Consider the following 20891-nt stretch of genomic DNA (forward strand, 5'->3'; position numbering starts at 1 on the left):
GTGAGCTGGGTTTAGACCGTCGTGAGACAGGTCGGCTGCTATCTACTGGGTGTGTTATGGTGTCTGACAAGAACGACCGTATAGTACGAGAGGAACTACGGTTGGTGGCCACTGGTGTACCGGTTGTCTGAGAAGGCACGTGCCGGGTAGCCACGCCACACGGGGTAAGAGCTGAACGCATCTAAGCTCGAAACCCACTTGGAAAAGAGACACCGCCGAGGTCCCGCGTATAAGACGCGGTCGATAGACTCGGGGTGTGCGCGTCGAGGTAACGAGACGTTAAGCCCACGAGCACTAACAGACCAAAGCCATCATTCATACGCACTGTGACTCATTCACCGACGATTTACTCGTCGCTGAACGAGTCCAGGCGCAAACTGGATCGCACGGACACACGGTGGAGACCGACCGAGACCGGTATCCTCGCGGTTCGATTCCGCGACTCGGCGTTAGGCGGCCACAGCGGCGGGGTTGCCTCCCGTACCCATCCCGAACACGGAAGATAAGCCCGCCAGCGTTCCGGGGAGTACTGGAGTGCGCGAGCCTCTGGGAAATCCGGTTCGCCGCCACCATTCATATCTTACACAGCCCACCCGGGAGAGACATCTCTCCCGAGTGGGCTTTCTGTATTTATAAGCAGTAGGTAACTACACAATCGCCCCGAGTGTGTACTGTATGAGTCGCGAAGTCAAACTGAATGAAGCACTTCTCGAGACGGCGACGTACCCGCTCTCGGTCGCAACTGCGCGGCAGGAGTTTGAGGATGTACGGCTCGTGTACGCAGACGGTACCGAACCGTTAGCTGCGGTACTGGATCGGGTCGAAGACGAGCAGTTCGACTCTCCCGACGAAGCACAATCGTCGATCTATAACTCTATCCCGGCTGAGGGAGTCGGCGAACCGGGCCAGTCAGGGGGCGAGGGCTGATCGAATCCGCTACGCTTAAACGAACGAATTGAGTACTTCTATTTGCGCCAAGGTGGCAGAGTCTGGCCTAACGCAGCGGCCTGCAGAGCCGCCCATCGCCGGTTCAAATCCGGCCCTTGGCTTTTGACTTCTTGACACGTCGGAGACCCAAGTAGACAATCTGGATGGACTCGCTTGCTGACGCCACAAAGTCACCTGAGATCACTTTGTGCGCAGGGCAGAACAGACTAATGTGACCACTGGCTCATCTGGAATAACCTTTGGGAGACGGTAGTTAGTATAGCCCCGGAAACTGTGTCCTGGCAATATAGGGAGTCATGAACCCCAGTGCGTAGCCGAGGAAGTGCTCATACAGATTTAACACACCGCTATCAACCTGTGGGCTAGCGGGGAACGCGATAATTGGAACAACGAAAAGTAGCAAAACAGTGAGTAACAGCAGGTCGGTGTACCCGGTTGCCCGCATTGCAGATTTGATCTTCGTCCGTGTATTGTCGGTCTGATCGTACACCGAAAGGCCATACAATACTGTACTGAGCACCGCCGCTAAAACCAGACCGGCGGTGCCCAGCAGTACTGTTGGGTTCTGAAGGAGCACGGACTGGAGACCCAACACTGCAATAAACCCCAAACTTGCAAAGAATAAAGTTGGCGCGAACACGCTGACTGGACCGATATCGAAGTTCGTGTCAACGTACTCACTCACTGCCAGTGGGAGGTAGCCGGCAAAGACCATGATGACTCCTGAGGCACCGAATGTTACAGAAGACCTGGCAATCGCGAGATTCAGATACGAAAGAACAGGAGGAAACGCAACGAAGGTCGTGAAGGCAAACACTCGGAACTGCTGCTGACGACCGCTCAGGACGCATAGGACATACAGTACTGGAACCAAGAGGACGTACAACCCGACGTTCGTAATCCGGTGTCCGAACTCGAAATGAACGAACGCAGACGTAACCGCTGCGAGCAGTGTGGGATTTCTATAATCAAAAACGAGCGACTCACTGATGTTCAGTGGAAGGCTGTATCCGAGCCACAGAAGTAGTGGAAATGAAAGTAGAAGGGCAATATCGAAGAGCCGTACCTGCTCAGAAACGGCTTGTCGTACCGATTTTCTCGTCCGCTTGTCGGTAGTCGTATTGATATCAGTGTATACCCGTGTTATTTAAATAAGCACTCGGCTACGGATATCAGACTTGATTCTGTGGTAGTATCGGACGTATCCACCAGTTATGTCTCTGATCGGTGGTGTTGTAGAATCACAGATAGCACTGCTGACCTGGTATCAACTCTTATTTGTCGGCACCAGTATTACAGTTGCAATGGGGTTGTTGGGACGGGAAACACGACGGACAGTCGTCGACAACTACGAATTGCTACTGATTTGTCTGGTTGCCATCGCTGCGGCTGGCGGATATCTCACGTATACGGGGCATGTTGCTCCAGGAACGGAGACAACCACGCGACAGGTATCGTCGTGGCAATCGTCTGGATCGTTCTCGCATAACGCGACAGTTCGCAACGGTACCTCAGCGTTTCCCGAGGGTGAAGTGCTCGAAGACCAGCCCGTGTACCTCCGAAAGGTCGCTCCTGTATTGGACGGCGTGTTTGCATACACATACAGCGCTAGTAACGAAAGCGACCTCACCGCCTCGGCTGACATATTCGTCCAGTATCGATCCGTCGAATCGACGCAAAACGGCGAGCTCGTTTACTGGGAGGTAAAACGCCCACTGACACAAGACACCGAGCGCTCGTTGGCTACGGACGAGCGTATGGCAGTCCCGTTCTCGCTGAATGTCAGTCGCGCAGCTGAAACTGTTCGGCGTATCGATTCGGAGCACGGCCAGACATCCGGCCGACTGGAGATCGCGGTGATTTCTGAGCTTGCTCTCTCGGGAACACGTAACGGGCGGTCGGTCGACACAGCTCGCACGTACCGACTCCAGATTATTCCGAGCCAGAGCAGTTATGATGTTGCAAACGCCGGCCCGGTGACGAACGGCGGTGACCAAACTGTCGAAACACAGGTCGAGAAGAGCTACGGACCGCTCTGGATGCTCGGTGGCCCAGCACTCCTCTTTGGTGGCCTTGGTTGTGCTGCTGCTCTCGTCTACGGGCGCATGACCGACTATCTCACACTGACTGATGCCGAGTGCCGTTGGCTCGTATACAGGTCTGCCCGCGAGGAGTACGACGAGTGGATAACCGTCGGCCGGGCTGATCCAGTCGACGACGATATCTGGACCACTTCCGTTGATTCGCTTGTCGGTCTCGTAGATATCGCCATCGACACCGACGAACGTATCATCGAGTCGGATAGTGATTCTACTCTTATCGTGTACACAGGCGACCGACTGTTCCGGTACGAACCTCCGCCAGAGCCCGGGGCTGCTGTCACTGCCGGAGATAGTGGCGCTGAATCGTCGGACTGAGTGAGTATTTTATTGCTTTTCCGTGCTGCTGTCAGTGGCGTTCGGCCCGGGCGGTGCATCGAGCTTTGGGAGCAATCGATACCCGGTCACCGTGCCGGCTGCAGCGGAGAACGCGAGCGCGGCAACTAGTTGCGGGACTGGGCCGAAGCCAGCGCTCGAAACCGCTGAGACGACAAGCACCGTAAGCACGATTCCGGCGAAACCTATCGCCGCTTCACGGACAGCGACGTGGCGGAACCGGTGCCGGCGGTCACTCGGTTGTGTCTGGAGTACCGGGAGGACATCATGATATCGCGTTTGCACGAGGTAATTCGTCACTACGGCGAGAAGGCCAGCGATGAACGCCCACAATCCCCAGTTAATTCCGAATGCAGGGTCGAAATCGGGTGCGAATCCGCTCGGCTCGGCCGGCTGTTGGTTTTCGGGTTTCGACGGCGCGGGCTCGGCGCCACCGCCGGCCACGGTTTCGGTCTCTCTGTCGCTATCGGCGGGTGTCTCGGTCGGTGTCCCGACGCCAGTACCGCTGCCATCGCCTCCTCCGTCAGCGGGCGTTTCGGACTCGTTCCCGTCCTCGCCTGCGGCCCCGTTCGTCGAGCTATCGTCCCCTGGCGTTGGCGTCGGCGTTGCGGAATCGCTTCCGTCCTGCGTCCCGCCGCCTCCGTCGCCACCGGGTGAGATACCGCCACCACCCCCGCTGGTGCTCTCGTCGCCTTCGGTTGACTGCTGTTCGGGAACAGGGACGGTGATAGATACTGTTCCAGTGAAGTTGCGTTCTGCTGGTGTCACTGCCAGCCCAAAGCGCACTGATTCGTCTGGCTGTAACGAGACAGTATCACCGGCGACCCGTGTGCCAGTGTCCATCCGATATATGCGAACTGTTTCCGGCTCGCTGTCCAGCTCGACGGCAGCAGCACTACTATTCCCCTCGTAGCCTGCAAAGCCAACGACAAACAGGTCGTCGACACGGGTCTGACCGTTCGGGAGCACCGGTGCGAGACTGATACGTAGCTGTCCCGTCTCGTCGTATTCGGCGTACTGGTCCCCGTTTGCAGTGTCAGCGGGAGCCAGATAGATGCCGGAGTTCCGGTCGGGTGCCACTTCGTCGCCGGTGATGAAAGCACCCGTCGCCATAGCGGTCCCTGTCAAAAGGACGACCGCTGCCATGACGGCGACGAGTGTGCGATTCATAGGTGGTTGTGTTGTCCCGGCTACGTCGTGTCTTCGTGTGGGCCTGTATCTGGACCTGTTGGTCGACAGTCAGCGTCGGACTCGGGTTTCACTTACTGTTGGACCGCCTCGACGATGAAGGTCACATCGCTGATACTACTGAGGTTACTGCCATCAACACCGTCATCTCGGAGATCGACAACGATGTCTATCTCCACGGTGTCGCTGTAGCCGCCGTCTGAACTCCCACCGTCGGGGTCGAGCGTGATGGCCTGAGCTGAACCAACAATCGATGCATCAGTGCTGCCCGCGCGGAAGTCCAGAACCTCACCGTTTGTGGGGTCGTCCCCAATGCCAGTGGTGCTATCATCGATGTAGAGACTGACCTTCGACGCACTGTTGTTGTCGACCTGCAGGGCGTTCTCGAAGGTGGTCTTCGCTCGTTCGTTGAGGTCCGTCTGTTCAAACTTGATGATGTCAACCGATTCATCTGAGTCTGTTCCGATTATGCCTGTGGCACCGCTCCCCGGGCTAAACCCCACCTGTGCTGACCCGGTATCGCCGGTGACTTGCAGATTGACGTTCCGGTCTGCTTCGATAGAAGTGAACGCACCGGAGCCAAACACCGCACCAGTCCCCACACTGGCTGCACCAATACTAAGGAGAAAGCCACGCCGATTCATTGAAGCGTAGTTCACGGCATAGCGGCTTAGTACTGAACAGCGTTAGCAGCTTCAATGAGTGCTTTAGCCGGGCTAATGCAACAAAATAGTAAGTAGTAACCTCTCGACGAATGAACTGAACATGAAACTGAACCGTAGAAGCGTACTCGGTCTCATCGGGACAGTCGGTATCGGATCCGGCGCGGCATTCGGCTCTGGTGCATTTAGCACTGTCAGCGCGACGCGTGAGGTTGAAGTCAATGTCGTCGGTGCTGACGGCAACGGCTCTGAGATCGCAACCGAATTTACCGACGTGCTTGTCGACGCGTCCGCCGCTGAGGTCGCGCTTCGGAATAGCGACGGCACTCTTGTTACCGATGCCACGACCCTGTTTCCGACGAGCTCTGACTCCCTAACTACCGACGGCGGCACGACTGTTTCGACCGACTACGTAAGCCTCATCGCAAACGATGTGTCTGTTGTCTTTGGCTACGAGGACAGTGGAACCGACGAGCGACTGATGCCAAACAGCACGTACGACTACTCGAGCGGGTTCTTCAAACTAGTCAACAACGACGACGGAAGCGGAACGAACTTTAACGTCGATCTGGATACTGGGAGCGGTCTCCTTACCGGAATTGGCGGTAGTACGGATTCCTACAATCAAGACGTGTCTGCTGGCTCGGTTTCCGATCTCTCTGCGACTCTCGAAACGGGCGACAGCGCCACAGAAACTGAAGATCTGACGATCACAATCACTGAAGCGTAACGCCCCCTGCAGGTCGAATCTTTCCCTTCACCACGCCCTGCCGCCGCCAGACGCCTGTCCCTGACGGTGGCTGTCTACCGTGGAAAACCATTTACTTACCATTTAGAATCAAATACGAACAAAAAATCTATCAAGTAGTACAGTATAAGCAGAGATATGGGACAGGTGGGGGTTAGCCGACCAGAAGAGCGACAGCTATCGCGCGATGACGTATACGATATACTAAGCAACCAACGACGTCGGTACGCTTTGCACGCAATAAAACAAGAGAACGAGCGTGCTGAACTCTCTGACCTTGCCGAGCAGGTCGCTGCGTGGGAAAACGACAAGTGCATTCAGGAGATCACGTCCACGGAGCGACACCGCGTGTACACGTCGATGCAACAGACACATCTCCCGACGCTTGAACGCGCTGGCGTCATCACGCACGACAACGGCACCGTAACGCTGACCGACACTGCTGACGGCCTTGATGTGTACCTCGACGTTGTGCCGGGGGATTCGATACCGTGGGCGGAGTACTATCTCGGACTCGCCGCTGTCTCGTTAGCGCTCGTCGTCGCTGTCTGGGTCGGTGTCTTCCCACCGTCGGTTCCGTCGCTCGTGTGGCCGACAGTGATTACGCTGCTATTCCTGGTCTCTGCGGCGTACCACGTCAAGGAGACTCGCCGGCTGCAACTCGGCGCGGCGGATAAGCCGCCGGAGCTGCTGGAATGAGTAAAAAGTGGACCCGGCGCAGTGCACTCGCGTTCATCGCCAGCGGTGCAGGCCTGCTTGCGGCCGACACATCAGGTGTCACTACCATTGACGCAGAGCGGTCCAGTAACCTGGGGACGGCCAGTGACAGCGATGCGCTGCTTGGTGTCGACATCGACCCAGTCAGTGGAATGGACGGCCAGCAGGTGATACTGGCAACACTCACAAACAACTTCGACCAGCAGCTCACGAGTGTTAGCGCCAGTCCCGGCCCGGCTCCGCCGTTCGAGACCGTCCAGACACCGAACAGGCTTCTGCCGGGCGAGAGCGGCGATGTCACAACGACGCTTTCCTGTAATTCAGAAGGGACGACGACTGTCGCCCTCGATATCACTGCGACCGGTCCCGACAGGCGTGTCGAACTGAGCCGGTCGCTTTCAGTCGAGTGTCGCGATCCCAGAGTGTCGTGGTGGCGCTTCGAAGACGTTAGCAGAACGGTTGTCCCGGATTCGTGGGCTGCCGGCAACGATGGTGAGCGTGCGTTTCGTCCCGGCAGAGGGTCCGACTTCCTTTTCGAACCTGACCTAGTAACATCACAACTGGGTCGCGGCGAAGTGCTGAATTTTGATGGTGACGATGCTGTTACCGTTCCCGACGACGAGACGCTTGACTTGACCGACGACTTCTCGCTCTCCGCCTGGGTATTCCCGCGAACCCAGGGCGGCCTCACGCGATTGTTCAGCAAATGGAACTCCCGTAACGAGAATAGCTATCAGTTCGGCTTCGGTGGCGGTTGGCAGGGCTCTGACGACAGAGAACTGCTCATTGAAACCACCGACGAATACAAGCTCACGGGTGTCTCACTGACGGAGAACCAGTGGGCACACGTCGTCTGGACCCACGGTTCACAGGACAAGGTGTACGTCAATGGGACTCAAAAGGGGCAGACGTTTTCACTCCCCGATGCGCAGGCGTCCACGCAACCGCTTCGAATCGGGACCGGCATCAACCCCGGTGGGAACGCTATCTACGGATTCAACGGCGCCATGGACGAGCCTAAAATATACGATGCCGCACTCACTGCCGACCAGGTGAGCACACTCTACAGCTCAAGCACGGCAAGTGCAGGCGGTGGTGGCGGCGACATCACCAGCTAAACTCGCCATCACTCACGTCCGAGCAGGCGACGTATCTGCCGCTTCAGCGGAACCGACCGGTCCCGGCTTCGCTTGCGCGTCGTTCCGAACCCGAATGTCGCCCCAACTGCCGCTGCAAGGCTTCCGAGAACCAGGAAATTGAACGCTCCGATGGCCACCAGCGGGTGGACTCTGTGCAGCCCTGCGATGACGCCCGGCGGTGCTAGCAGGAAGTAGCGATGCTCTTCAACGGTCACGACTGCCCGTTCGCCGGGCGGCGGGGCAGTCACCGACAGCGTTGCCGTCGCCGACCCGCCGCGCTGGACGACAAGCCGGTTACGGTCCATCGTTGCGTCCGGGTGTGGGGATTCGAGGACGATGAGCATCGTCACCAGGCCGCCGTTTTCCGCAGTGAATTCGCTTTCGACAGGCTCGCCCGGTGTGACCTCTTCGCTCGCACTATCGATGGTGACGCTATGTGTGCCGCTCGGAGCGACCATCGCGGCGTTTGCCGGCACGAGAATCAACACTGCCAGTGCGAGTATGATCGTCCAGCCGTTGATCGCGTCCCCATCGCGCGACCGAGTTCGGTCTCTGGTTCGCCCTTCACTGGCCCGGAAGCTGTCAACGAAGACGAGTAAAAACAGCCCGAGCCCGATAGAGATGAACAGTCCACTGAGTCCCTGCCCGCTCGTCAGGTCGCTGTTGCTTGCACCGCCAACCAATACCAATCCACTTTCCGCCGCCGTTCGAGCGGAGCTGATTGCGGTCCCGAGGCCGGGGAGCCGGACGACCTGTCCGTTGACCTGTAGTGCTGTCGCGACGACTCGGTCGTCAGTGACGACCGGCTCGCCGCCGCTCTGGTCTCTGAACGGGTTGTTGTCCCCTTTCGTGATGTACCCCGCTTCGGTCTCCGCGACGACCCGGTGTGTGGTCAGTCCGCCGCCCTGTAGCTCGACCGCTTCGAACACAATAACGTCTCCCGGCTCAATCTCGCCAGCGACGGGTGCAGGAACGGCGACAAACGCGTCACCCGTATTCAGCGTCGGCGACATACTTCCCGATGTCACGTACCCCAGCAGGATCGGCTGTCCGAGGAGTTGTCCGATAACGAGGGAGAGAACGACGAGGACAGCAAGCAGGGTGAACGCGTCCTCGACGGCCTGCCGCAGCATACCTGCAGTAACCGGCCACAGGTTTTCAACCCTCCGAACAGCGGAGGAGTCGCGGTGTGTCGACCAGTTATCGGTACGGTTCGAAACCGGCGCGTGCTGTCTCTGGACGCAACGCGCTGCCGTCTGTTGACCGCGCGGCAGGGGTTGGACTACTCCCGTCTCGATTACTCCCTTTCGACAGGGATCGTGTGGACCTGCCGAAGTGGCTCGATGTGTGCTTTTGCTGCCGTGTCCAGTGGAAAGGTGCCGTGGATATCGGCCGGGACCTGGCCGTGGATGAGACGCCCGAACGGCGCGGCGGCGGTGGGATACACCTGCTCGGCCAACCGAGCGACGGGGGCCGCGACATCGAGTCCTTCCAGCGCTTCCTTCACAGCCGCTTCGCCGACGTGGACGGACTCGCCTTCGATCAAAATGAACGCGAACGGTGGGTCGTCGAACTGCGCTTGGAGGAACGCCTGAATGGCGTCGGATTCCCAGGGGACCGGCGTGATGTCCGTGGCACAGCGGGTTACCGTCTCGGCAGCGCGCCGGAACAGGTCGGTACTGCCGTCGTAGACGAGAAGCGACTGAGTCACACCAACTGTACGGGTCTGGGCCGTTTGAACGTTGTGTCGTGTCACAACGGCTTATACGTCTGCACCTCGACCGTCCTGTATGGACGCGCGGGACGAACCAGTGGCAAAACTCGCCCGCCGACTCGAAACGGCACTGGCGCGCACACTCGATGATAGCGTGTCGTGGACGGTCACGACTGACAACCCAGTCATCGCTCGACTACCCGACCGCGAGTTCGTGCTCGAACAGCGCGATGGGCCGGACGGATACCGGTTGACAGTCGTGTTGCGCGCGGACGGTGCGGTTGTGAGCAAGTTCGGGCAGTTCGAGACCATCGATAACGCAGTCGAGAAGGTTGTGTCTCTTGTCCGGGCCGACGTTCGGTACACGGTTTGCTGTGACGGCTAGCTGTCACAGTGCTGGACCCGGTCTGTGTGGCTAACTCGGTGCCCCCGTGTCAGTCAGCAAACACCGCTTGGGGGTAATCTCTATACCAATCCCACACCAACAGTGGGCCGTATGAGTCTGCTCAAGAGCAAGCATCTCCTCAACGGAATCGTCTCGCTGGTGGTGAGCGTCGCTATCACTGTCTGGCTGGCTGATGACGAAGACGCGCCCTGGAGCCTGACTGATATGGCCATGGCCGTCGCTGTTTCGTCGTTTCTGTCCGGCTTTTTCACTAGCTACTTCGCTGACTGATAGTCGGACGCCTCTGTGCAATGGGGGAACACCGATGCCGTTCCGGTCCGTTTCCCCAGTATGGATGAGCCAGACCCCGTCGACAGCTGGCCTCACCGCCCGTTCTCACCGGCGGAAGCCAGTGCCCTGCTGGACGACATTGACGGTGCTGCTGCGGTCTGGGTGATGCACCACGACAACGACGTTCGGTCAGCTATCGTTCTCGATAATGCTCCCGAGGACGCAGCCATCGACATCATCGTCGAGACCGACGTTGGCTTCGAGATGTACAGTTACACGAGCGGCGTGTGGCTGAACTACGGTACGCAGCGGAAAGACGACCCGGATGCGCCGCCGATGGCAGGGACGCTTGACAGCTACGATGTTCTCGCTGGCGAGTCTGAGACAGCCTGACCAGTGCGGTTCATCGACACCGTCGTTGCTGGGGCGAAACGGCCCGTGCCACCCGCGTACCGATACGCTCGAAAAGTAATCATTAAACGGCGCGGCGACTGACCGTCCTGATATGCAACGACGAGCCGCGGCGGCGTACTTCGCGTTCTTCCTCGTTATCAGTGTTGCTGCGTACGCCTACATCGGCGTCGCGGAGAGTCAGCGGCCGACGGTGTCGCTCGACGCTGACGCCGAACTGACCAACGAGAGTACGTTCACTGTCGACGGAACGGAATACACAGCCACGAACATCCACATGTCCGGTGGCGGTGGCGGCCACGGCGGCGGTGGCGGGGGCAGTATGGCAGCTGACCTCTCGTGGACGAACGAATCGTCACAGTACACTGCGACGTTAGAGCACAACGCCACGACGACGTATCAGAACGACACCTACCGCGTACACACTGACAGCAACGAGAGTACGGTGACTCTCGAAGAGGAACTCAACGTCAGTGCGCTCCTCGCCGAGGACGCCTCGGTCAAGAACACGCTGGCAACCCAGAACGGAACTGAGTACGTGGTCTACCGGTCGAACAACACGCAGGTCCCACTGAGTGAATGGCTCCCTGAGCCGGAGACAGTGACGTTCTCCGTCGGTGATACCTACCCGTACGCGACCGACAGCGGTACCCAGGAGACCACTATCTCTGAAGTGACCGCCGACGGTGCAACGCTCGAATGGTTCGCCCCGCGTGAGAACACAGTCGAACTTTCGGAGGGTGGAAACGTCACGCTGAACGAGCAGCAGTTCTTCGCCCACTTCCCGGACCACAGCACCGTCCAGATCGTCCCGATTCAGCAGTACGACCAGTACCAGGCGACGCTTGACCAGCAGGACTACTTCCACGAGCGCAAGAACGGTATCTGGGGCGTCTCGATCCTCTCGGGCATCGCAGCCGTGCTGATGCTGGGAATGGCGTATATGCCCGTCCGCGGATAACAACGACGTCTGTTTTCGGTTTTTTCAACGACTGACTTACGCGTCGGCTGCCCAGGTGAGGTACGCCAGACCGATCCCGATCACACCCATCAGGACTGCCGCGACCATCTGTACAATCGCCGCTGCCATCGAGGCGTGCGTCTGCCACGGTGTGCCGGCGACCGCCGCGAGCGTGGCGACGACGAGCAATACACCGACAGTGACACCTAGCGGGCGCAACGGCTGCGTGAGTACGCGCTGAACCGTACCGGTCGTTCCGTCCATACTGATGCCATTCGCTGTCTGGGTGGTAAATGAACCGGTCTCGAAGTATACACTGCCGCGCCGCTTGTCCATAGAACAGCGTGTTGGGAGGGAGTTGAACCGACTCGCGTTGCTCAGCGGCTCACTGTGCGGGCCGGGAGGTGGTTGAACCGGAGCCAGACGCGCTCATTCGTTGCGCGCGACTGCAGGGTTCAACGCCCTCCGTAGCGTTACCACTATTCACTGTCGTTCATAGGGTAACGGGCCGGGAGGGAGTTGAACCCCCGACCATCTGGTTAAAAGCCAGACGCTCTGCCTAACTGAGCTACCGGCCCTCGCTATTCGCTCGGGGGAGCGGCGATTAAGACCTTACGGTCCGTCGTCGAAATACGATTCGATAGCTTCACTGATGACCTCGCCTGGGGACGCCCCGTCGAGTGCGGCCTGCCGGCGGAGTCGACAGTAGGCGTCGCGGCCGAGTTGTGTCCGCATCTCACCCAGCGCGTATCCGTTTCTGGCGAGTGCCGCGTCTACGGACGCGCCGTCGTTGACGCTGCTGGCAACGGAGCGGATCTGGCGGACAGTGAGGTCGTGGTCGAGGGCGGCCCACGCCAGCAGGAGGCGGGATTCGCCGGAGACTCTGGCGATGTGCTTGGCCGCCGTCGGCGCAATCTCTCCCTTGGCGACGTGAATGCGCACGGAGCGCGGGAGATCGTGCACGCGGGACCACTTGCGGATGAACGAGACCGACGCCTCGCCACCGGCCCGCTCGGCAGCGGCCTTGTAGGACCCTTCACCACGGACCAGGGCTGCACACGCGGCCGCGCCTCGTAGAATGAACACGTTGTCGTCGGCGCCGGCGGTGTTCTCGGAGAACTTCTCGACTGTTCTGGCCGCGAGTTCGAGACTCTCGGGGTCGTCGGGATCGAACTCGATTGCCTCCTCGGGTCGCTGGCCGGTGAGTGCCGGGTCACCGCGGATGACCGGTTTACCGACCGGTGATTCGCGGTCGGTCGATGGAACGTCGTTGTCGGGCCCCTCAGGCATCGATACGTGTTTGGGGAGCGCCGCACAAAAGTATCCCGTACAGGGGTGTCATGCAGGCTATTGTAAGTAATTCCCGGATGTCACCGACCCGGTGTCGGCGCAATCAGTGCCCAGTCTGTATCAGTCGTCAGATGCGCTCTCGCGCTCTTCGCTCATGTGCTCCCAGATTTCTGTGCAACCGCAGCCGTCCTCGACGTTATCGAGGTGGTCTGTGGTCGGCTCTTCGCGTTCGGCGTCATCGTCGTGGGTCTGTTGTGCGTTCGTCATCGTTTCAGTCACAGCAGCGACCTACGTGGCCGCCACGTGGTGTCGTACTCCTCCATAACGCCCCCATTATCTTAAACACGGACTCTCCTGTAAGCTTGGCCCGCACTGCGACTTACAGGCAACATTTAGTCCCATCTCGTACAGAACCCAGGAAATAGTGGGCCATTATATTTGATGCAGTTACCGCATGACTGCGACGGATTCGACCCGACCGCGGTGATACTTGCGACCGCCGATGTCCTCAGGTGTCTCGGGAATCTAATGAGATGTAATGACGACTGACGTTCACCAGCTCGACGACGGGGCCTGGATCTCCGTCAACGACTCGCGGGAAGTGAACGTCTCGGACCTGTGGCTGCTGGCTCGAAGCGGCTTCTGCGGGTGTGAGACGACGGATTTACTCGCTGAGGGGTTCGTGGAAGTGGGCGTTGATTACCCGGACATCCAGGCACGAATAGCCGGCCAGTGCATCGCCTGCGGTGAAAGCGGCGTTACCGACTGGTTGACCGTCGGCCGCGTCGTAGATCCCGATTCCGGCGAGTTCTACGGTGTTGTCCACGAGAGCATCCATTTTCCGGAGAAACGAACCCGGCTTGCGAACCCTGAAGAATAGGCAACAATCTCTTGTTTCGGGGAGTGGGGGAGACGGTTGACGGCAAAGTGTGTTGTATAAGTCTGTGAGACTTGTGAGAGAACACATTAGCTATGCCCAGTAAAGTCGAGAAATGGAAAGACGAGGTTTACGGCAACGAGATACGGGAGCATCTGATGGAGTTCGCGGAGAAGGGCTGGGACGCCATCCCGGAGGACGAACACGACGCCTGGTTCGAGCGCTTCAAGTGGTGGGGCCTGTACCACCAGCGCTCCGGGCAGGAGTCGTATTTCATGATGCGTATCGGGACGCCCAACGGTGTCATCAAGCCGGGACAACTGGAGGTCATCGGCGAAATCGCAAAGGAGTACGCGACCGGTCCCGCCGACAACCCCGAGTTCGGCGAGGCCTACTGCGACTGGACGACCCGCCAGAGCATCCAGCTCCACTGGATCAAACTGGAGGACATTCCGGAGATTTTCGAGAAGCTCGAAGCCGTCGGCCTGGGCACTCAGCAGGCCTGTGGCGACTCCTGGCGGAACATCGTCGGCTGTCCCGTCGCTGGCAAGGACAAGCACGAGCACGTCGACGCCTGGCCTGTCGCCGAGGACCTCCACGAGACGTTCAAGGGCAACGACGACTACTCGAACCTCCCGCGCAAGTGGAAGGTTGCCATCGCCGGCTGTGACGAGGGCTGTGGCCAGGGCGACATCAACGACCTCGCTTTCGAGCCTGCGGAAAAGGACGGCGAACTCGGCTTTAACGTCCGTATCGGCGGCGGCCTCTCCCGCAAGGAGCCGCGCCTCGCCCGCGATATCGACGTATGGGTGCCGCCGGAGCAGGCCGCGGACGTGGCCCACGGCATGTCCGCGCTCTTCCGCGACCACGGCGACCGTGAGGACCGCTTCAACGCCCGCATCAAGTTCCTCATGGACGAGTGGGGTCCCGAGAAGATGCGCTCGGTCCTGCAGGAGGAGTACGTCGACTTCGAACTCCCGACCGCCGGCGAGGACATGCGCGACCAGTACAGCTACAACACCGGGTCCCAGGACGGGCACAACGACCACGTCGGGATTCACGAGCAGAAGGACGGCAACTACTACGTCGGCCTGAACGTGCTGGTCGGCCGCATGGGTGCCGACGACGTGCTCGAACTCGCCGAACTCGCCGACGAGTACGGCTCCGGCGAGGTCCGTCTGACCCAGCGCCAGAACATCATCGTCACCGACGTGCCCGAGGAGAACCTCGACGAGTTCACCAGCGAACCCCTGCTCGAACACTACTCCCCGGACCCGTCGCCGTTCATGCGCGGCTCCATCGCCTGCACGGGCACGGAGTACTGCTCGCTCTCTATCGTCGAGACGAAGAACCGCCAAGTTCGCTACGCCCGCTGGCTCAAGGACAACGTCGAACTCCCCGATGACCACAAGGACTTCCATATCCATCTCTCGGGCTGTACGGCCTCCTGTGCCCAGCCCCAGATAGCCGACGTGTCCCTGCGCGGCATGAAGACCCGCAAGGACGGCGAACCGGTCGAGGCCCTCGACATCGGCCTCGGCGGCGGCCTCGGCGACGACCCGCGCTTCGCCGACTGGGTGGAGATGCGCGTCCCCGCCGACGAGGTGCCCGGCGCTATCAAGAACCTCGTCAACAACTTCAAGGACGCCCGCGAGGACGGCGAGACCTTCCGTGACTTCGTCGCGGACCGCGACGAGGAGACGCTGGCCGAGATGGTCGAACCCGAAGAGACGGACTACGACGACCCGTACATGCACAACACGAAGATGACGTGGTACCCTTACGCCGAGGACGACGACATGCAGGCCTCGCCCGCCCCGACCAACGGCGCCGGCGAGCCGCTGCCCTCCGACGACTAAGTCGCACTGCTGGGCATTCGCGCCTCGTTTCTCGCGGAACCGCGTGGCTGTCCACGTTTTGATAGCTCTCTGTCGCTTCCTGTGGCCGGGAGCGCGCTCCGTCGCGCGACCCACCGTCAGAGCACAGCTCTGACGAGCCTTCGTTCGCTTCGCTCACGGGGACGGGGAAGGGCAGGCGTGCCTGAGCAGAATACACAAATTTAGCGGCCGCTGTCGGTGAGCATACCGCGAGCGAAGCGAGCGGTTTCACGCGAATCGCGGCGCGATTCGCGCTTTTTTCATCGACGTTTTTTGCCGGGGTTGAGCGCTCACCACCGGCGAGCGCGATGCCCCGGCGAAAAAAGGTCGTTGGTAAGTCTTATTCACGGCACTGGCGTACCCATTGGTGGCAGCGGGAGGCCGGCTCCCGTGGCGCAAGCCATGAGGAAAGTCCCCCCACCTGTCGGACAGGTGACCGGGCGCAAGCCCGGGGCGGGAGACCGTCGGCTCTGGAACAGCAACGACACGTCGTCGCCGGACCGATGAGGTGTGCGAATCCCGAGCGAGGCGACTCGTGCCCCACCAGACGGTGCGGCACGCCGCCAAAGCGAGGGAGAGGTAACCCACCGAGGGCAGTTGCGACCCGGTGACTCCGGGGCGCATTCCGTGGGCCGTCTCTGACGCCCCACGCTTCCGGCGACGGACCGATGGAACGGCGAAACCTCACCGGTGCAAGGCCGCGTCGACAGGTAGTCCGACGCTGCGCGCAAGCGCTGGACGTGGCCGCTCAGCCGAATGCTGGCCCGAACAGAAGGGGGCTTACTCCCCGCAGCCACACTACCTCGGTAGCGGCGGGTCCGATGGTTACAAGCCCGCGCCGGCCACATGCTGGAGTATGACTGCAGCCGACCTCATCGACGCCGTCCGTGACGACCAGCAGACGGAACTCTCCCGACTGGGCTCCTCGAAGACGCTCTATGCCGACACCCGCGGCGAGATGGACCCGGACGTGGTACTGGCGGCGGCGGCCGCCCGCGAGCAGGCGGCGCACGCAACCTTCGACGCCTGGAGCGACGACGACGCCGACGACGACGCGGCCGCGCTGTTTGCCGACGCGGCGGACGAGACGGCCGAGCGCGGTGACAGCACTGATGCCGAACCGGTCGACCGGACACCGGCGATGCACGACGTACTCGACGACCTCGATGGGACCGTCCAGCGCCTGGGCGGGTTCGTCGGCTGGTCGCTCGTCGACAAGAAAGTCAAAGAGCAGTACACCGGTTTCTTTACCGGGCAGGCGGACCCACAGACTGCGAGTACGTTCCGTAGCGCTGGCAGCGACGTGGTGGACCTCCGCGAGGACGCTGCCGACCTACTCGACGCAGTCTGTGAGAGCGACGACGACTGGGACGCCGCGGAGGCGGCCGCTATCGACGTTATTTCGACGGCCTACGACGAGTACTTCGAGACACTTGAAGACCTCGGCGTGAATCCGAAGCCGGTCTGCTAACTCTTTACGAACCACGCGGCTCAAGTCTATCCAGCCCGATATGTGGGTAATGAGCGACACCGGCGGCCCACTCTCTATCGACCGACCAGATGTCGACCGCGAGTTTCGTGTCGATGCCCCGTTCGACCCTGCGGGCGACCAGCCCGAGGCCATCGAACAGCTCGCGTCGGGCTTCCGGCAGGGAATGGACCGACAGACCTTGCTCGGTGTGACCGGTTCCGGGAAGACCAACACCGTCTCCTGGGTCGTCGAGGAGATCCAACAGCCCACGCTGGTCATCGCCCACAACAAGACCCTCGCGGCCCAACTGTACGAGGAGTTCCGAGAGCTGTTCCCGGACAACGCCGTCGAGTACTTCGTCTCTTACTACGACTACTACCAGCCCGAGGCCTACGTCGAACAGACGGACACGTTCATCGATAAGGATGCCTCCATTAACGACGAAATCGACCGCCTGCGCCACTCGGCGACGCGTTCGCTGTTGACCCGCGACGACGTGATCGTCGTTGCGTCGGTGTCGGCCATCTACGGCCTCGGTGACCCGCGCAACTACATCGACATGTCCCTCTCGCTGGAGGTCGGGCAGGAAATCGAGCGCGACGACCTCCTCGGTCGCCTGGTCGACCTGAACTACGAGCGCAACGACGTGGACTTCACGCAGGGAACCTTCCGCGTGCGCGGGGACACGCTCGAAATCTACCCGATGTACGGCCGCTACGCCCTGCGGGTGGAGTTCTGGGGCGACGAGATAGACCGGATGCTGAAGGTCGACCCGCTGGAAGGCGAGGTCAAAAGCGAGGAGCCGGCTGCGCTGATTCACCCGGCGGAGCACTACTCGATTCCTGAACAGCGACTCCAGCGGGCTATCGAGGAGATTGAGGAACTGCTGGACCAGCGCATCCGCTACTTCGAGCGCCAGGGCGACCACGTCGCCGCCCAGCGTATCGAGGAGCGGACCACCTTCGACATCGAGATGATGCAAGAGACGGGCTACTGTTCGGGCATCGAGAACTACTCGGTCCACCTCTCGGACCGCGAGACGGGCGAGGCTCCCTACACCCTGCTGGATTACTTCCCCGACGACTTCCTCACCGTCATCGACGAGTCCCACCAGACGCTCCCGCAGATTCGCGGCCAGTTCGAGGGCGACAAGAGCCGCAAGGAGAGCCTCGTCGAGAACGGCTTCCGCCTGCCGACGGCCTTCGACAACCGTCCGCTCACCTTCGAGGAGTTCGAGGAGAAGACCGACCAGACGCTGTACGTCTCCGCCACGCCCGGCGATTACGAGCGCGACCACAGCGACCAAGTCGTCGAACAGATCGTCCGCCCGACTCACCTCGTCGACCCGGCCGTCGAAATCGCCTCCGCGACGGGGCAGGTCGAGGACCTGCTCGAACGCATCGACGAGCGCGTCGAGCGCGACGAGCGGGTGCTGGTGACGACGCTGACAAAGCGGATGGCCGAGGACCTCACGGAGTACTTGGAGGAGTCCGGCGTCGACGTGGCCTACATGCACGACGAAACGGACACGCTGGAACGGCACGAACTCATCCGGTCGCTCCGGCTTGGCGACATCGACGTGCTGGTCGGCATCAATCTCCTGCGGGAGGGCCTGGACATCCCAGAGGTCTCCCTCGTCGCTATCCTCGACGCCGACCAGGAGGGCTTTCTCCGCTCGGAGACGACGCTCGTCCAGACGATGGGGCGCGCAGCTAGAAACGTCAACGGCGAAGTGGTGCTGTACGCCGACGAGCAGAGCAACGCCATGCAGTCGGCCATCGAGGAGACCCAGCGCCGCCGCCGCATCCAGCAGCAGTACAACGAGGAACACGGCTTCGAGCCGACCACCATCGAGAAGGAGGTCGGCGAGACGAACCTGCCGGGGAGCAAGACCGATACCGGCGGTATCTCCGGTGACGGGGCAAGCGACGCCGACGAGGCCGCCCGCCAGATCGAACAACTGGAGGAGCGAATGCAGGAAGCCGCGGACAATCTGGAGTTCGAACTGGCCGCGGACATCAGAGACCGCATCCGCGAGCTGCGCGAAGAGTTCGATCTCGACGGCGGCGACGACAGCGACGGCGTGCCGGCACCCGGGCCGGAGTTCTGACGGTCCGGTTCGGACCGCTCATCTGGGGAACCGGTTTGTACCCTGAAGTGAAATGGTACGTATCTCGATGACTGTCCCGTCGGAAGAGGCCATGCTCGACTCTATCCGTTCTCTGGGCGGCGGCATCTCGCCGTCCGGACTCGTCGTCGCTGGCCTCGGTTTTTTTCTGACTCGATTCACGGTCACGCTGGCGGTCAGCGACGGCCCGGTGGCGTTCGTCTTCGGCGGTGTGTTGCCGCTGATGCTCGGTCTGGGGCTGTCTGCATTCGGTGTCGCCCTTGCCGTCGGCGAGTTCGAACGCGCCTTCGTGCGGACGGTCACGCTGTGGTGTCTCGCTGGCACTGGCGCGATGTTCGTCCTCGTTCTGGTGACGCTGGTCGGAAACGGCGGCATGGGGCCGCTGTCCGCCGGAGGGAGCCGGACGTATCTCTCAAACTTCCTCATCGGTGGCGGCGTCGGCGGGGCGCTCACCGGCGTCTACGCCGGTCGGTCGAACCGGCAGCGACACGAACTCGAACAGCAGGCCGCCAGGCTGGACCTGGTCAACCGCATCCTGCGTGACCGGGTGCTGAACGCGCTGACGGTCATCCGGGGCCGGGTAGAACTCGCGGAGTCGCGGGACGGTATCAGTACGGCTGCGGTCCTGTCGGTCATCGACGACCGTTCGGCCGGCGTCCAGCAGGTCGTCGAGAACATGAAACACATCACCCACGGCGGCGCCGACCTGTCGCTGGATGCTGTCCCCGTCGTCCCATGCGTGGAGTCGGGCCTCGACGCTGTCCGGGAGGCCCACCCATCTGCCGACTACGACCTTCAGGCCGACGTACCGCCGGACCTTCGAGTGCAGGGTAACACGATGCTCGATAGCCTCGTCGCGCATCTGGTCGAGAACGCGGTTGTCTACAATGACAGCGACACGCCCCACGTTGAGGTTGTGGTCACTGCTGCCGAGGACACTGTCACCATCAGCGTCAGCGACGACGGACCGGGGCTACCTGAGCGGCAACTCGACCTGCTGGACCGCGGCGAAATCGGCTCCTACGAGGACCGCTCGACTGGCTTCGGGCTGGACCTCGTTCGCTTGCTCGTCCGGAGCTACGGCGGGCAGACGGCGGCGACCGTTACGGACGGCGGAACGACAGTCACGCTGACGCTGCCGCGCGTTTCGGTCGAGGAGGGCGTCGTGAGGGCCACATCCGACGAGGTGCTGGAACTCTCACCGCGCCGTCTGGGCCTCGCCGTCGGAGCGTCGCTCGTCGCCGCCGTCGTCATGGGCGTCCCGATGCAGGCCCTCTCCGGTGGTGTCCCCGTCATCGGAGCGCTGTACGGCGTCCAGAACCCACTGGTCGGGTGGGTCACCCACGGCTTCCACAGCGTCGTCTTCGGACTGGTGTACGCCGCACTGGTCAGAACCGTGCCGGACCATTTCTCCGACAGACGCCGATACTACGGGGTCGCCCTCGGCTGGTCGGTCACGCTCTGGCTCGTGGCAGCCGGGATCGTCATGCCGGTGTGGCTCTCACTTGTTGGTATCGAGGCGAGCCTCCCGAATCTCACCGCGACGGCACTCCTGTCTCACCTCCTCTGGGGCGGGTCCCTGGCCGCGCTCTACCGCTACGGCTGCCGTGTCTGGCCTCCCTGACCCGCGGACGCGACCAACGCCAGTC

Annotated in this window: 22 protein-coding genes, 2 tRNA genes, 2 rRNA genes and 1 other RNA gene; 18 read left to right on the top strand and 9 right to left on the bottom strand. The window is 61.1% G+C overall.

Features of this window, described 5'->3' with window-relative positions; all coding sequences use genetic code 11:
* The 4 genes from DVK01_RS07225 to DVK01_RS07240 form a co-directional block, all read left to right on the top strand.
* Window positions 1-318 (top strand): 23S ribosomal RNA (locus DVK01_RS07225); the annotation flags it as partial.
* Window positions 319-449: 131 nt separating this feature from the next.
* Window positions 450-572, top strand: a 5S ribosomal RNA gene (gene rrf, locus DVK01_RS07230).
* Window positions 573-675: 103 nt separating this feature from the next.
* Entirely contained in the window at window positions 676-927 is a 252-nt protein-coding gene (locus DVK01_RS07235) for a hypothetical protein (RefSeq protein ID WP_101351387.1), read from the top strand.
* A gap of 46 nt (window positions 928-973) precedes the next feature.
* Window positions 974-1049 (top strand) — tRNA-Cys (locus tag DVK01_RS07240).
* A gap of 152 nt (window positions 1050-1201) precedes the next feature.
* On the opposite strand, the gene DVK01_RS22155 is transcribed toward DVK01_RS07240, so the two are convergent.
* Complete coding sequence (locus tag DVK01_RS22155; protein WP_198560208.1) at window positions 1202-1663, bottom strand: hypothetical protein; 462 nt, start codon at window positions 1661-1663, stop codon at window positions 1202-1204.
* Between the two features lie 589 nt (window positions 1664-2252).
* Between DVK01_RS22155 and DVK01_RS22815 the strand changes: the two genes are divergently transcribed.
* Window positions 2253-3365 carry a DUF5305 family protein gene (locus DVK01_RS22815; protein ID WP_121536179.1) on the top strand — a complete coding sequence of 371 codons (1113 nt, stop codon included), beginning with the start codon at window positions 2253-2255 and terminating at the stop codon, window positions 3363-3365.
* Between the two features lie 9 nt (window positions 3366-3374).
* On the opposite strand, the gene DVK01_RS07255 is transcribed toward DVK01_RS22815, so the two are convergent.
* Window positions 3375-4553: a hypothetical protein gene (locus DVK01_RS07255; protein ID WP_121536181.1), complete on the bottom strand. Its 1179-nt coding sequence runs from the start codon at window positions 4551-4553 to the stop codon at window positions 3375-3377.
* A 92-nt stretch (window positions 4554-4645) separates the two neighbouring features.
* Window positions 4646-5173 carry a hypothetical protein gene (locus DVK01_RS07260; protein WP_198560209.1) on the bottom strand — a complete coding sequence of 176 codons (528 nt, stop codon included), beginning with the start codon at window positions 5171-5173 and terminating at the stop codon, window positions 4646-4648.
* Window positions 5174-5336: 163 nt separating this feature from the next.
* On the opposite strand from DVK01_RS07260, the gene DVK01_RS07265 reads away from it, so the two are divergent.
* From DVK01_RS07265 to DVK01_RS07275, 3 genes are all read left to right on the top strand, one after another.
* Window positions 5337-5963: a hypothetical protein gene (locus tag DVK01_RS07265; protein ID WP_199722320.1), complete on the top strand. Its 627-nt coding sequence runs from the start codon at window positions 5337-5339 to the stop codon at window positions 5961-5963.
* Window positions 5964-6119: 156 nt separating this feature from the next.
* The gene (locus DVK01_RS07270) at window positions 6120-6680 is read left to right on the top strand and encodes a hypothetical protein (protein WP_101349021.1); all 561 of its coding nucleotides are present in this window, start codon (window positions 6120-6122) and stop codon (window positions 6678-6680) included.
* A complete protein-coding gene (locus tag DVK01_RS07275) occupies window positions 6677-7816 on the top strand; it encodes a LamG domain-containing protein (RefSeq protein WP_121536185.1) in 1140 nt (379 codons plus the stop codon). The genes DVK01_RS07270 and DVK01_RS07275 overlap by 4 nt, the downstream gene beginning before the upstream one ends.
* Window positions 7817-7824: 8 nt before the next feature.
* Here DVK01_RS07275 and DVK01_RS07280 read toward each other — a convergent pair whose 3' ends face one another.
* Together DVK01_RS07280 and DVK01_RS07285 are read right to left on the bottom strand one after the other, a co-directional pair.
* Entirely contained in the window at window positions 7825-8970 is a 1146-nt protein-coding gene (locus DVK01_RS07280) for a signal peptidase I (protein ID WP_121536187.1), read from the bottom strand.
* 164 nt (window positions 8971-9134) lie between these two features.
* Window positions 9135-9548, bottom strand: a complete 414-nt coding sequence (locus DVK01_RS07285; protein WP_101349024.1) for a hypothetical protein — start codon at window positions 9546-9548, stop codon at window positions 9135-9137.
* A gap of 79 nt (window positions 9549-9627) precedes the next feature.
* Here DVK01_RS07285 and DVK01_RS07290 point away from each other — a divergent pair, with 79 nt between their 5' ends.
* The 4 genes from DVK01_RS07290 (at window position 9628) to DVK01_RS07305 (ending at window position 11599) form a co-directional block, all read left to right on the top strand.
* On the top strand, window positions 9628-9936 hold the full coding sequence (locus DVK01_RS07290; protein WP_101349025.1) for a hypothetical protein: 309 nt from the start codon (window positions 9628-9630) through the stop codon (window positions 9934-9936).
* 111 nt (window positions 9937-10047) lie between these two features.
* Window positions 10048-10227 carry a hypothetical protein gene (locus tag DVK01_RS07295; RefSeq protein ID WP_004518239.1) on the top strand — a complete coding sequence of 60 codons (180 nt, stop codon included), beginning with the start codon at window positions 10048-10050 and terminating at the stop codon, window positions 10225-10227.
* Window positions 10228-10287: 60 nt separating this feature from the next.
* On the top strand, window positions 10288-10620 hold the full coding sequence (locus tag DVK01_RS07300) for a hypothetical protein (protein WP_101349026.1): 333 nt from the start codon (window positions 10288-10290) through the stop codon (window positions 10618-10620).
* 112 nt (window positions 10621-10732) lie between these two features.
* Window positions 10733-11599 carry a hypothetical protein gene (locus tag DVK01_RS07305; RefSeq protein WP_101349027.1) on the top strand — a complete coding sequence of 289 codons (867 nt, stop codon included), beginning with the start codon at window positions 10733-10735 and terminating at the stop codon, window positions 11597-11599.
* A 36-nt stretch (window positions 11600-11635) separates the two neighbouring features.
* Here DVK01_RS07305 and DVK01_RS07310 read toward each other — a convergent pair whose 3' ends face one another.
* From DVK01_RS07310 to DVK01_RS22160, 4 genes are all read right to left on the bottom strand, one after another.
* A complete protein-coding gene (locus DVK01_RS07310) occupies window positions 11636-11863 on the bottom strand; it encodes a hypothetical protein (RefSeq protein WP_101349028.1) in 228 nt (75 codons plus the stop codon).
* A gap of 240 nt (window positions 11864-12103) precedes the next feature.
* Window positions 12104-12177, bottom strand: a tRNA-Lys gene (locus DVK01_RS07315).
* Window positions 12178-12211: 34 nt separating this feature from the next.
* Window positions 12212-12889: a hypothetical protein gene (locus DVK01_RS07320; RefSeq protein ID WP_101349029.1), complete on the bottom strand. Its 678-nt coding sequence runs from the start codon at window positions 12887-12889 to the stop codon at window positions 12212-12214.
* Window positions 12890-13009: 120 nt separating this feature from the next.
* Window positions 13010-13156, bottom strand: a complete 147-nt coding sequence (locus DVK01_RS22160) for a hypothetical protein (protein ID WP_008311379.1) — start codon at window positions 13154-13156, stop codon at window positions 13010-13012.
* A gap of 271 nt (window positions 13157-13427) precedes the next feature.
* Between DVK01_RS22160 and DVK01_RS07325 the strand changes: the two genes are divergently transcribed.
* The 6 genes from DVK01_RS07325 to DVK01_RS07350 all read left to right on the top strand — a co-directional run bounded on the left by DVK01_RS07325 (window position 13428) and on the right by DVK01_RS07350 (window position 20866).
* Complete coding sequence (locus DVK01_RS07325) at window positions 13428-13769, top strand: hypothetical protein (protein ID WP_101349030.1); 342 nt, start codon at window positions 13428-13430, stop codon at window positions 13767-13769.
* A gap of 92 nt (window positions 13770-13861) precedes the next feature.
* Window positions 13862-15625, top strand: a complete 1764-nt coding sequence (locus tag DVK01_RS07330; RefSeq protein WP_121536189.1) for a nitrite/sulfite reductase — start codon at window positions 13862-13864, stop codon at window positions 15623-15625.
* A 387-nt stretch (window positions 15626-16012) separates the two neighbouring features.
* Window positions 16013-16438, top strand: an RNA gene (gene rnpB, locus DVK01_RS07335) — RNase P RNA component.
* 61 nt (window positions 16439-16499) lie between these two features.
* Window positions 16500-17114, top strand: coding sequence for a rubrerythrin family protein (locus tag DVK01_RS07340; RefSeq protein WP_121536191.1), 615 nt, complete (start codon window positions 16500-16502; stop codon window positions 17112-17114).
* A gap of 49 nt (window positions 17115-17163) precedes the next feature.
* Window positions 17164-19224 carry an excinuclease ABC subunit UvrB gene (gene uvrB / locus DVK01_RS07345; protein ID WP_101349033.1) on the top strand — a complete coding sequence of 687 codons (2061 nt, stop codon included), beginning with the start codon at window positions 17164-17166 and terminating at the stop codon, window positions 19222-19224.
* A 67-nt stretch (window positions 19225-19291) separates the two neighbouring features.
* A complete protein-coding gene (locus DVK01_RS07350) occupies window positions 19292-20866 on the top strand; it encodes an ATP-binding protein (RefSeq protein ID WP_232794507.1) in 1575 nt (524 codons plus the stop codon).
* The last annotated feature ends 25 nt before the right edge of the window (window positions 20867-20891 follow it).

Origin of the sequence: Haloarcula sp. Atlit-120R (genome assembly GCF_003665885.1) — an archaeon.
GTDB lineage: Archaea > Halobacteriota > Halobacteria > Halobacteriales > Haloarculaceae > Haloarcula > Haloarcula taiwanensis.

Excerpts from the sequence above, each read along its gene's own strand:
- DVK01_RS07235 (WP_101351387.1), top strand. The coding sequence starts at position 676 with ATGAGTCGCGAAGTCAAACTGAATGAAGCACTTCTCGAGACGGCGACG.
- DVK01_RS22155 (WP_198560208.1), bottom strand. The coding sequence starts at position 1,663 with ATGGTCTTTGCCGGCTACCTCCCACTGGCAGTGAGTGAGTACGTTGAC.
- DVK01_RS22815 (WP_121536179.1), top strand. The coding sequence starts at position 2,253 with ATGGGGTTGTTGGGACGGGAAACACGACGGACAGTCGTCGACAACTAC.
- DVK01_RS07255 (WP_121536181.1), bottom strand. The coding sequence starts at position 4,553 with ATGAATCGCACACTCGTCGCCGTCATGGCAGCGGTCGTCCTTTTGACA.
- DVK01_RS07265 (WP_199722320.1), top strand. The coding sequence starts at position 5,337 with ATGAAACTGAACCGTAGAAGCGTACTCGGTCTCATCGGGACAGTCGGT.
- DVK01_RS07270 (WP_101349021.1), top strand. The coding sequence starts at position 6,120 with ATGGGACAGGTGGGGGTTAGCCGACCAGAAGAGCGACAGCTATCGCGC.
- DVK01_RS07275 (WP_121536185.1), top strand. The coding sequence starts at position 6,677 with ATGAGTAAAAAGTGGACCCGGCGCAGTGCACTCGCGTTCATCGCCAGC.
- DVK01_RS07280 (WP_121536187.1), bottom strand. The coding sequence starts at position 8,970 with ATGCTGCGGCAGGCCGTCGAGGACGCGTTCACCCTGCTTGCTGTCCTC.
- DVK01_RS07290 (WP_101349025.1), top strand. The coding sequence starts at position 9,628 with ATGGACGCGCGGGACGAACCAGTGGCAAAACTCGCCCGCCGACTCGAA.
- DVK01_RS07295 (WP_004518239.1), top strand. The coding sequence starts at position 10,048 with ATGAGTCTGCTCAAGAGCAAGCATCTCCTCAACGGAATCGTCTCGCTG.
- DVK01_RS07300 (WP_101349026.1), top strand. The coding sequence starts at position 10,288 with ATGGATGAGCCAGACCCCGTCGACAGCTGGCCTCACCGCCCGTTCTCA.
- DVK01_RS07305 (WP_101349027.1), top strand. The coding sequence starts at position 10,733 with ATGCAACGACGAGCCGCGGCGGCGTACTTCGCGTTCTTCCTCGTTATC.
- DVK01_RS07310 (WP_101349028.1), bottom strand. The coding sequence starts at position 11,863 with ATGGACGGAACGACCGGTACGGTTCAGCGCGTACTCACGCAGCCGTTG.
- DVK01_RS07320 (WP_101349029.1), bottom strand. The coding sequence starts at position 12,889 with ATGCCTGAGGGGCCCGACAACGACGTTCCATCGACCGACCGCGAATCA.
- DVK01_RS22160 (WP_008311379.1), bottom strand. The coding sequence starts at position 13,156 with ATGACGAACGCACAACAGACCCACGACGATGACGCCGAACGCGAAGAG.
- DVK01_RS07325 (WP_101349030.1), top strand. The coding sequence starts at position 13,428 with ATGACGACTGACGTTCACCAGCTCGACGACGGGGCCTGGATCTCCGTC.
- DVK01_RS07330 (WP_121536189.1), top strand. The coding sequence starts at position 13,862 with ATGCCCAGTAAAGTCGAGAAATGGAAAGACGAGGTTTACGGCAACGAG.
- DVK01_RS07340 (WP_121536191.1), top strand. The coding sequence starts at position 16,500 with ATGACTGCAGCCGACCTCATCGACGCCGTCCGTGACGACCAGCAGACG.
- uvrB (WP_101349033.1), top strand. The coding sequence starts at position 17,164 with ATGAGCGACACCGGCGGCCCACTCTCTATCGACCGACCAGATGTCGAC.
- DVK01_RS07350 (WP_232794507.1), top strand. The coding sequence starts at position 19,292 with ATGACTGTCCCGTCGGAAGAGGCCATGCTCGACTCTATCCGTTCTCTG.